This window comes from Gardnerella sp. 26-12 (assembly GCF_001660745.1).
Classification (GTDB): domain Bacteria; phylum Actinomycetota; class Actinomycetes; order Actinomycetales; family Bifidobacteriaceae; genus Bifidobacterium; species Bifidobacterium swidsinskii.
The window spans coordinates 1-11196 of record NZ_LWSR01000054.1 but is presented as its reverse complement, the minus strand read 5'-3'; the positions used below and the strand labels follow the sequence as shown (position 1 = coordinate 11196).

Below are 11196 nucleotides of genomic sequence, written 5' to 3'. Positions count from 1 at the left end.
CTTTAATACTAAAGTTCTTAATTGCTAATCCGACATTTTCTATACGCTTGTGTACAGAAAATGTCGGATTTTTGCTGTAAGGCGGCAGAAACTTTACAACGCATGCAACGAAAAAGTCGTATTAATTAGAATTTAAATGCGAATATAAAGAAAGCGAGTCTTATAGCAAGCGTAATAGCTCACTATAAAACTCGCTTTGGTTTATATCAACCTTCTTCTATTATTATCCGTTGTAAGTATTGTTATTGAAGCACTTGCAATTCAGTTTTTGCTTTCCGCACTTCCGTACCTCATCATTTTATGCTTTCACGCTTTGATACAACGATGAGCCGGATTCTTGGAACTTTTTGCTCATCTCTTTCATACCATCGGCAATTGCCTGACTGCGTGCTTCTTCAACGAGCTGCTCCTGCTGAGCTGCTCCGCCAAAACGCTTACGAATATTTTGCGAAATAGCCATCGAGCAGAACTTTGGTCCGCACATCGAGCAGAAGTGCGCCATTTTTGCCGGTTCTGCAGGAAGCGTTTCGTCGTGGAAGGCGATTGCGGTATCTGGATCGTAGCTTAAGTTGAACTGATCCAACCAGCGGAACTCAAAGCGAGCCTTACTGATTGCGTTGTCGCGATCCATAGCATGTGGATGGTGCTTAGCAAGATCAGCTGCGTGGCAAGCGATCTTATACGCAATCACGCCTTGCTTCACGTCATCCTTGTTAGGCAACCCCAAATGTTCCTTAGGAGTCACATAGCAAAGCATTGCGGTGCCGTATCGCGCAATCTCCACGCCACCAATTGCGGAAGTAATGTGGTCATAGCCAGGTGCGGTATCCGTAGTCAAAGGACCAAGCGTATAGAATGGAGCATTCTGGCAAATTGCCTTCTCCATCTCAATATTCATACGCACAGTGTCGAATGGCACGTGACCAGGACCTTCAATCATCACCTGTACGTCATGCTTCCAAGCGATCTTCGTAAGCTCGCCAAGCGTCATAAGCTCGGAAAGCTGAGCCGCATCGTTAGCATCAGCCAAGCTACCTGGACGCAAACCATCACCCAAAGAGAATGCAACATCGTACTTTGCGAAAATCTCGCATAATTCTTCAAAGTGCGTATACAAGAAGCTCTCTTGATGATGTTGCAAGCACCATTCAGCCATAATTGAGCCACCACGAGAAACAATACCGGTTACGCGGTTTGCAGTAAGCGGCACGTAGCGAAGAAGCACGCCAGCGTGAATAGTCATGTAGTCAACGCCCTGCTCGCACTGCTCAATAACAGTGTCGCGGAAAAGCTCCCAGCTGAGCTTAGAAGCATCATCCTCAACCTTTTCCAAAGCCTGATACATTGGCACTGTTCCAATTGGCACAGGGGAGTTGCGCAAAATCCATTCGCGCGTTGTGTGAATATCGTTACCGGTGGAAAGATCCATAACGGTATCCGCACCCCACTTCGTGGCCCACGTAAGCTTTTCTACTTCTTCGTCGATAGATGACGTGACAGCAGAATTACCCATGTTTGCGTTGAGCTTAGTCAAGAAGCGCGAGCCAATAATCATAGGTTCAGCTTCAGGATGGTTAATATTGCAAGGAATTACAGCGCGTCCGGCTGCAACTTCTTCGCGAACCAGCTCTACATCGCAATTTTCGCGCGTTGCAACATATTGCATTTCCGGAGTAGTAATTCCGTGTCGAGCGTACCACATTTGTGTAATCGGATGGTCCGCGCCCTTCATTGGCTTATGCGTGCGACCACGCCATTCTTTAGAAGCTTTGCCTCGCTTAATTGCGCGCTTGCCGTCGTCTTGAAGATTGCGCCTGCGTCCTTCGTATTCCACAACGTCACCGCGGTCGCGAATCCAGTCAAGTCGAAGCGGAGCCAAACCTTCCTTAGGATCGCACTTTGGACCTTCAGTATTGTAATCCTTAAAAGGCGGGTTAGGACCTACGCCAGGAGTATCCGAAAGCTTAATTTCCGTATAAGGAACTTCCAAATCATAAGAACCATATTCATACTCAAAATGAACTGGAGTTGTTTTGCGAATATGAGCTTTATCGCGCTGAGTGCATCCGCGAGCTGCAATGTCAACTCGCTGTTGTTTAGCTAATTTCGCAGCATCCTTTGCTTCTTTTGCATTAATAAAAGTTGGCTTCTTTTCTTGAGTTTCTGAAGATTTTGATTCAGAATTTTCTGCAACTATCACTCGCTTAGCGTAGCCGTGCTTTTCTTCACCTCGCACAGCTTTCCAATGTTCAACAAATTCACGCATAGTTGATTCTGGTGTTTCTGAAGAATACAATGCTTCAGAAACGAACCATCCTGCAGCCTTGGTGTGAGCGATTGTATCGATATCGTCGAGTGCAGTTCTTCCGCCAACTAGAACTGGAAAATCACTTGCGGAACAAATCGTATTAATTTTCGCTTCGTCCAGCGTTGTGTGATTTGCTTCCAATTCGTAAGCGGCAGTAGTGCTTTCGCATCCTTCTTCAGGATTGCGCATTGCTGTTACGCAAATGTAATCAATGCATCCATCTGGAAGTTCGTTTATTACTTTAACTAAGCTTTCGGTTTCAACAGATAAGCCGATTACAGCATCTTCGCCAAGAAGAGCGCGAGCCTCTCTAGGCTCCATATCGCTTTGTGCTAAATGCACTCCGTCAACTTTGATGCTTTGATTGCGAGCTTGCCAAACGACATCAACACGCTCGTCGATAACAAAAGTTACAGAATCGCATTTGTTATTGTCTTCGATGATTTGTGCAATATCGCGTGCAATAGTAGTGATTTCTTTAGCGTTTTCATTGTTGCAATGAAGACGAATAAAAGTCGCTCCAGCGCGCAAAGCATCATCGACAATATCGGTAAGCGGACGATTATTACAAGCTTGTGGGTCTGCAATAAAGCAGGCGCTTAGATTAAATTGATTACGCATTGATGCGTACGGATAATTCGATGTCATACTAAAATCGTTGCTCCCTACGTTGTATTAACTAACAGGTTCGAAGGGTTAGGCAAACTAATACCATCTCAGCCTTCTTTCGAAAGCACCCCTGCAAAATGTCGAATTACCAGCAAGTTTACACGATTATGTGCATTTAATTGGTGGTGGGTATGTTGCGAATTTCTTTAGCGTTCGTGATGATTGATTGCGCGTGAAATAAAATCTCCCAAGCTTTGCACAATCTGCACGAGAATAATACAAAGGATAACAGCAACTGTCATCACATCGTATTGATAACGCTGGTATCCGTATCGTATTGCAATATCTCCGAGTCCGCCTGCGCCAACTGTTCCAGCCATTGCGGAGAATCCAAAAAGCGTAATAAATGTAAGCGCAGCTCCGCGAATTAGCGAAGGTAAAGCTTCCCACAGCAACACTTTGCAAACAATTTGCAATTTGCTTGCTCCAAAGCTTTGTGCTGCTTCAATTAAGCTTCCGTCAACTTCGGCTAAAGATTGTTCAACTACTCTAGCAACGAATGGTGCAGCCGTAATCACCAGAGGCACAATAGCTCCAGGAACTCCCAAAGAAGTGCCAACTATGAGACGAGTGAAAGGAATTATTGCAACTAATAAAATAATAAACGGCACAGAACGCACGATGTTAACAATCCAGCCTAGAACTGCGTTAATTGGCGCGTTGGGGCAAATGCCTTTTTTGTTTGATGTAATGAGAAGTACGCCAACTGGAAGTCCAATAAGGTATGCAAAAAGTGTTGCAACTGATGTCATTACGAGTGTGTCTTGCACGCCTTCAATAAGTAAGTTGCCGTAGTCGTTAAAAAATTGTGTAGCAGCTTCTAACATTGTTATTTCACCTCGTTGGTAAGCGCGTTTGTTTGTTCGTCTGTTTGTGCGTTTTCTGGCTTATTGTTAAGCTCGCTTGCAATCGTGCTTGTAATTTTAGCGCGATGATTTTCCTGTTTTTCATCTGCAATAAGAGTTCGCAAAATATCGCTTTGTGGATTTGCAAAAAGCGTATCAGTGTCACCTAATTCCACAATGCGTCCGCCATCAATCATTGCAACTCGGTCGCAAATATTTCGTGCTACAGCCAGCGAATGCGTAATAATAACAAGCGTTACGTTGAGTTCGCGGTTAATTCGGCTCAATAAATCAAGGATTTGCGCAGTAGTTGTGGAGTCAAGTGCGCTTGTTGCTTCGTCGCAAAGCATAATCGACGGATTATTCGCCAATGCTCGTGCAATTGCTACGCGCTGCTGCTGTCCGCCTGAAAGCTGGCTAGGGTAGCGGTTTGCAAAATCTTGTAAACCAACTAAGTCAAGTAAGTAGTTTGCGCGTTCTTCTCGTTCCTTTTTTGCAGTGTGATTCAGCTCTAATGGGAAAGTGACGTTTCGCAATACTGTACGCTGCTGGAAAAGGCTAAAATTCTGGAAAATCATGCCAATATTAGTGCGTACTTTTGCAAGTTCTTTATCTTTTACTTCGCTAATATCATTTCCGTCAATAATAATTCTGCCGGAAGTTGGTCGCTCAAGCAGATTCATGCAACGAACTAGCGAAGACTTTCCTGCACCAGAAGAACCAAGGATTCCGAATACTTCTCCCGATTCAATAGTCAGATTAATGTCGTGTAATGCTTCGTTCGCTTTGCTACCTTTGCCGTAGCTTTTGTGAAGATGTTCGATCTGAATCATGCTTTTCCTTAACAGATTATTGCTTTCTGTGTGAAATATACTTCGTTACTAACTAGAGTTACTAACTAGCGTCATTAACTAGATTATTAACTAGCACGCACATTACGTATATTACACGCTTATAAAATAATGCCGCAAAGCATACACGAAGCATACACATGCGGCATTAGGTGGCTACATTGTGAGTATTTTTTAGAAAACAGGGAGCACAGCGCCTTTGTAAGTTTTAGTAATATAGTCACGCACTTCGCTTGTCTTCAAAGCTTTGAGTAAGGCTTTGATTTTTGCAAACTTTTCAGAGCCCTTCTTTACTACAATAATATTTTCATAAGTTTTAGCCGCAATGCCTCCAACTTTTTCTGAAGTAAGTGGGTCTTTAGTTGGGTTAAAACCAGCTTGAATAGCGTAATTGCCGTTCATGGCAGCAAAATCCACATCCTTAATGGCAGTAGGAACTGTTGCCGCTTCAAGTTCTTTAAACTTCAAATTCTTAGGATTCTCAGTAATATCTTTTGTAGTAGCGTTAATATCCTTTGGATTCTTCAACTTAATCAATCCGGCATCTTGCAAAAGAAGCAATGCGCGAGCCTCATTAGTAGGATCATTTGGAACTGCAACAGTTGCTCCGTTTGCTAATGCTTTAATCGTCTTGGTTTTTCCTGGATACAATCCAAATGGTTCAAAATGAATTCCACCTACTGAAACAAGGTGAGTTCCCTTTTCCTTATTAAAGTTGTCAAGATAAGGCAAATGCTGATAGTAGTTTGCGTCAACTTCGCCTTCTTCAGTAGCTGTATTTGGCTGCACGTAGTCAGTAAATTCCTTTACTACTAGCTTGTAGCCTTCTTTTTGCAAGATTGGCTTTACAACTTTATTTAAGATTTCAGAATGCGGGGTAGGTGAAGCTGCAACAGTAATGGTCTTGTCATCCTTTGCGCCTGCTTTTGAGCTACCGCAGCCACTTAAAGTGAAAGTCGCTAATGCTGCCAGTGCTGTAATTGATGCAATAACTTTAATTTTTCGCATATTTCCTGCTCCTTGTTCGGTGAAATTCGTTTAAAGTTAAATCCCCTTCGCGAGTAACGAATTATCAATATAGGCGAGAAAAATCAATAATTCCACACTTTGCTTATTAGTATTATTTATGACGTGTTAATAATTCGCATACTTGCAGTGTGGAAAGAGAAAAAATAAGTTTTTCAACACGTCGCTTACTTGCAATGAAGCTATCTACTAGACTGTAATGTATGAGTTTTTTGCGATTGGCGTTAGCGCAGATAGATACCTGCGTTGGGAACATTGATAGCAACGTTGAAAAAGTTTTGAAGTATGCTGCGCGCGCAAAGCAGTCGGGTGCTCGCATGGTTGTGTTTCCTGAGATGACTTTGACTGGGTATCCTATTGAAGACCTCGCCTTGCGTGCCACGTTCCGCACAACTGCACAAAAAGCTGCAGACTTGCTTGCAACAAAACTTGCGGAAGAAGGCTTGGGGGAGCTTTACGTAGTAGTTGGAACTGTTGGCTTTGACGAGTCTGCTGGAAAGCCTCGAAACAGGCTTCTCGTATTGCATGAAGGTAAATCTGTGTTGCAATACGACAAGCATTTCTTGCCAAATTATGGTGTTTTTGACGAGTTTCGTATTTTCTCTTCTGGCAATAAGTGTGAGCTGCTGGAAGTAGATGGAATGCGTCTAGGTTTTGCTATTTGCGAAGATATTTGGCAAGACGGCGGTCCTGTTGCGCGTTTGGCAAAACTTGGTATCGATGCGCTAATAACTATGAACGGTTCTCCATATGAGGAAGGTAAAACTCATGTGCGCTTGAGTTTGGCTCAAAAGCGCGCTGTTGAAGTCAATGCGCCAGTCGTATATGTGAACCAAGTCGGCGGCCAAGATGATTTGGTTTTTGACGGTGGAAGTTTTGTTGTTGATGCTGACGGAACTTTACTTGAACGCTCGGCAATGTTTGATGAAGATTTGTCGTTTGTTGATTTTGATAACTCGCTGAAAAAGCAGAAAGTTTCAAGCATTGCTCCAAAACTTGACGCAGACGAAGAAGTGTATTGTGCGTGTGTTGTAGGTCTTAGAGATTACATGCGTAAGAATGGTTTTAAGGGTGTGTGCTTAGGACTTTCTGGAGGAATTGATTCTGCTTTAGTAGCTACTATGGCTGCCGATGCTTGCGGTGGAGCAAATGTGTATGGCATTTCTATGCCAAGCATGTACTCTTCGGACGGTTCTAAAGACGATGCGCGCGATTTAGCAGAGCGAATTGGCGCTCACTATGATGTGCAACCAATTGAACCGCTTTTTAAAGCTTTCCAATCGCAACTTTTATTAGAAGGTGTTGCTGCAGAAAACTTGCAAGCTCGCGTTCGTGGCGTAATCGTAATGGCTTACTCGAATTCGCGCGGTGTTTTGGCGCTCGCAACTGGTAATAAATCGGAGCTTGCTTGCGGGTATTCTACTATCTATGGCGATGCGGTAGGAGGGTATGCTCCTATTAAGGATTTGTTTAAGACGCGCGTTTGGGCACTTTCTCGTTGGAGGAATCGCGCTGCGAATGCTGGAGTAGGCATTGGTATGCTACCAATTGTTGGATATGAGGATTCTGAGCAAACAGAAGTTACGAAAGCGAAAGCTCCGCAAGATGGTGTGCTTATTCCGGTTAATTCTATTATTAAGCCTCCGAGTGCAGAGTTGCGTCCAGGGCAAAAGGATTCTGATTCTTTACCTGAGTACGATTTGCTTGATCGTGTTTTAGAGGCTCATATTGAGCTTGCTCATGGTAGAGCAGATTTGCTTGAAGATGGTTTTGACGAGCATACTGTTGACACGGTTATGCGTTTAGTTGATCGCGCAGAATGGAAGCGCAGGCAGTATCCGCTTGGACCAAAAGTAAGTGCTATTGCTTTTGGCAGGGATCGCAGAATGCCTGTTACCACAGCTTTTCGTGAATAAATGTGATATATTTCACTAGATTTTTTGCAAAACTACTCGTGTATGCGTTTACTTATGCTCTAACATTGTTATTAAGGCAGCGTGAAGATGCGTTGCGGGTACAAAAGGAGTCTAAACATGACATCAGTTGATGCGCCAGTTCTCAGTGAAGAGGATCTTCGTACCGAAGCGTGGAATGGTTTTACTGACGGCAATTGGAAGAAAGACATTGACGTACGCGACTTTATAATAAAGAACTATACGCCATATGAAGGTGACGAAAGTTTCTTGGCAAATGCCACTGAAAAAACGAAGCACATGTGGAAGTATCTCGACGACAACTACTTAGCTGTTGAACGTGAGCGTCGTGTTTATGATGTTGAAACTCATATCCCAGCAGGTATTGACGCAATGCCAGCAGGCTACATTGAAAGCCCAGAAGTAGATAACGTAATCGTCGGTTTGCAAACTGATGAGCCTTGCAAGCGCGCTATGATGCCAAACGGCGGTTGGCGCATGGTTGAGCAAGCTATTAAAGAAGCTGGCAAGGAAGTAGATCCTCAAATCAAGAAGATTTTCACCGTCTACCGTAAGACTCATAACGATGGCGTGTTTGGCGTTTACACCAAGAATATTAAGATTGCTCGCCACAACAAGATTTTGACCGGTTTGCCAGATGCTTACGGCCGCGGTCGTATTATTGGCGATTATCGTCGTGTTGCTCTTTACGGCGTGAACATGCTTATTGAGTTTAAGAAGCGCGACAAGGATTCGATTCCATACCGTAACGATTTTACCGAGACTGAAATTGAGCATTGGATTCGCTTCCGCGAAGAGCATGACGAGCAGATTAAGGCTTTGAAGCAGCTTATTAACTTGGGTAACGAGTACGGTTTGGATTTGACTCGTCCAGCTAAGACCGCTAAGGAAGCTGTTCAGTGGACTTACATGGGCTATCTTGCTTCTGTTAAGAGCCAGGATGGCGCTGCAATGAGCTTCGGTCGCGTTTCCGCATTCTTCGATTGCTACTTTGAGCGCGATTTGAAGGCAGGTTTAATTAACGAAACCGACGCTCAGGAAATTATTGACGCTCTTGTTATGAAGCTTCGTATTGTGCGCTTCTTGCGTACTAAGGATTACGACGCAATCTTCTCTGGTGATCCTTACTGGGCAACTTGGTCCGATGCAGGCTTCAGCGAGGATGGCCGCACTTTCGTAACCAAGACTTCGTTCCGTTTGCTCAACACTTTGACTCTTGAGCATTTGGGACCTGGTCCTGAGCCAAATATCACTATTTTCTGGGATCCAAAGCTTCCAGAAGCTTATAAGCGTTTCTGCGCACGAATTTCTATCGACACTTCTGCAATCCAGTACGAGTCCGATAAAGACATTCGTGAGCACTGGGGTGACGACGCTGCTATTGCTTGCTGCGTTTCTCCAATGCGCGTCGGTAAGCAAATGCAGTTCTTCGCAGCTCGCGTGAACTCTGCAAAAGCTTTGCTTTACGCTATTAACGGCGGCCGCGATGAAATGACCGGCATGCAAGTTATCGATAAGGGTGTTATTGACCCAATCAAGCCAGAAGCTGACGGCACTCTCGACTACGAGAAAGTTAAGGCTAATTACGAGAAGGCTTTGGAATGGCTTTCCGAGACTTATATTGAGGCTTTGAATATCATCCACTACATGCACGATAAGTACGCTTACGAGTCCATTGAAATGGCTTTGCATGATAGGGAAGTCTACCGTACGCTTGGTTGCGGAATGTCCGGCTTGTCTATTGCTGCAGATTCCTTGGCTGCTTTGAAGTATGCAAAGGTTTACCCAATTTACAACAAGGATGCTAAGACCACTGAAGGCCACGAGTACGAGTATATCGAGGGCGGCGACGACGACTTAATCGTTGGCTACAAGACTGTTGGCGAATTCCCAGTTTACGGTAACGACGACGATCGTGCAGACGACTTAGCAAAGTGGGTTGTAAGCACTGTTATGGGTCAGGTAAAGCGTTTGCCTGTGTACCGTAATGCTGTTCCAACTCAGTCCATCTTGACTATTACTTCTAACGTTGAGTATGGCAAGAACACTGGTTCCTTCCCATCCGGTCACAAGAAGGGTACTCCGTACGCTCCAGGCGCAAACCCAGAAAACGGCATGGATTCGCACGGTATGCTTCCTTCGATGTTCTCCGTTGGAAAGATTGATTACGATGATGCTCTTGACGGCATTTCGCTTACGAACACCATTACTCCTGACGGTTTGGGTCGTGACGAAGACGAGCGCATCAGCAACTTGGTTGGCATTTTGGATGCTGGCAACGGTCACGGCTTGTACCACGCAAACATCAACGTGTTGCGTAAGGAACAGCTTGAAGATGCTGTTGAGCACCCAGAAAAGTATCCGCATTTGACGGTTCGAGTTTCCGGCTACGCAGTGAACTTTGTAAAGCTCACTAAGGAGCAGCAGCTCGACGTTATTTCTCGTACATTCCACCAGGGTTCAGTTACTGACTGATTTGGTTGATTAGTAAACACCGCCGGGAGCGAGGCTAGTTTCGCTCCCGGCTTTTGTTAATTGCGTATATTATTTATTATTTATTTATAAATAGTTTGGAGGGCAGTTAGATGGCTGAAAACACAGCGTTTCGTACCACAACTCAGCATATGTTGAAGGAGTCAAAAGAGTATGCTCGCCAAACTTTAATGGGTGGACTTTCTGGATTTGAGTCGCCAATTGGGCTGGATCGTAAAGATCGCTTAGTTGCTCTTAAAACTGGCGATATTGGATTTGTGCATTCGTGGGATATCAATACTTCTGTTGATGGTCCTGGAACTCGTATGACGGTGTTTATGAGCGGTTGCCCACTTCGTTGCCAGTATTGCCAAAATCCTGATACTTGGAAAATGCGTGACGGCAAGCCAGTCTACTTAGATGCAATGATTAAAAAAGTTGACCGTTATCAAAGTCTTTTTAAAGCAACAGGTGGAGGAATCACATTTTCTGGCGGCGAGTCCATGATGCAGCCAGCTTTTGTATCTAGAGTATTTCGCGCTGCAAAAGAGATGGGCGTTCATACTTGCTTAGATACTTCGGGCTTTTTGAATCGCAATTATACAGATGAAATGATTGACGACATTGATCTTTGCTTGCTTGACGTTAAATCAGGAACTGAAGAAACGTATAAAAAAGTAACCGGCGGCTTGCTTCAGCCAACTATTGACTTTGGTCAGCGCTTGGCGAAAGCTGGTAAGAAGATTTGGGTGCGTTTTGTGCTTGTTCCAGATTTGACTTCCAGTGAAGAAAACGTTGAAAAAGTTGCCGAGATTTGCGATTCGTTTGGTGATGCTGTTGAGCATATTGACGTGCTTGGATTCCATCAACTAGGACGTCCAAAGTGGCATGAGCTTAGGATTCCATATCCTCTTGAGAATCAAAAAGGGCCTTCTAGAGCACTTAAAGAACGAGTTGTAAACCAGTTCAAAGATCACGGTTTTGTTGTGTACTAGACTGCGTTTAGATTGCATTTAAATTGCGTCAAAAATGTAACTGTAATTTAGGCAATCTTTGCGTATTGTATTGTTTTTTTTGAAGGATTTTTGTAT

Annotated in this window: 7 protein-coding genes and 1 riboswitch; of the genes, 3 read left to right on the top strand and 4 right to left on the bottom strand. The window is 44.1% G+C overall.

Annotated features, from left to right (window positions below):
• Positions 1–298 precede the first annotated feature (298 nt).
• The 4 genes from thiC to A5295_RS03810 all read right to left on the bottom strand — a co-directional run bounded on the left by thiC (position 299) and on the right by A5295_RS03810 (position 5681).
• Positions 299–2956 carry a phosphomethylpyrimidine synthase ThiC gene (gene thiC / locus A5295_RS03825; RefSeq protein ID WP_082915480.1) on the bottom strand — a complete coding sequence of 886 codons (2658 nt, stop codon included), beginning with the start codon at positions 2954–2956 and terminating at the stop codon, positions 299–301.
• A riboswitch (TPP riboswitch) is annotated at positions 2954–3059 on the bottom strand. It overlaps the preceding gene by 3 nt.
• Positions 3060–3123: 64 nt before the next feature.
• Positions 3124–3804, bottom strand: a complete 681-nt coding sequence (locus A5295_RS03820; protein WP_004108684.1) for a methionine ABC transporter permease — start codon at positions 3802–3804, stop codon at positions 3124–3126.
• A 2-nt stretch (positions 3805–3806) separates the two neighbouring features.
• The gene (locus A5295_RS03815; protein WP_064621745.1) at positions 3807–4655 is read right to left on the bottom strand and encodes a methionine ABC transporter ATP-binding protein; all 849 of its coding nucleotides are present in this window, start codon (positions 4653–4655) and stop codon (positions 3807–3809) included.
• 192 nt (positions 4656–4847) lie between these two features.
• Positions 4848–5681 carry a MetQ/NlpA family ABC transporter substrate-binding protein gene (locus tag A5295_RS03810; protein WP_064621744.1) on the bottom strand — a complete coding sequence of 278 codons (834 nt, stop codon included), beginning with the start codon at positions 5679–5681 and terminating at the stop codon, positions 4848–4850.
• Between the two features lie 221 nt (positions 5682–5902).
• Here A5295_RS03810 and A5295_RS03805 point away from each other — a divergent pair, with 221 nt between their 5' ends.
• The 3 genes from A5295_RS03805 (at position 5903) to pflA (ending at position 11100) form a co-directional block, all read left to right on the top strand.
• Positions 5903–7615: an NAD+ synthase gene (locus tag A5295_RS03805; RefSeq protein WP_064621743.1), complete on the top strand. Its 1713-nt coding sequence runs from the start codon at positions 5903–5905 to the stop codon at positions 7613–7615.
• A gap of 117 nt (positions 7616–7732) precedes the next feature.
• Positions 7733–10108, top strand: a complete 2376-nt coding sequence (gene pflB, locus A5295_RS03800; protein WP_004108690.1) for a formate C-acetyltransferase — start codon at positions 7733–7735, stop codon at positions 10106–10108.
• Positions 10109–10218: 110 nt separating this feature from the next.
• On the top strand, positions 10219–11100 hold the full coding sequence (gene pflA / locus A5295_RS03795) for a pyruvate formate-lyase-activating protein (protein WP_064621742.1): 882 nt from the start codon (positions 10219–10221) through the stop codon (positions 11098–11100).
• The last annotated feature ends 96 nt before the right edge of the window (positions 11101–11196 follow it).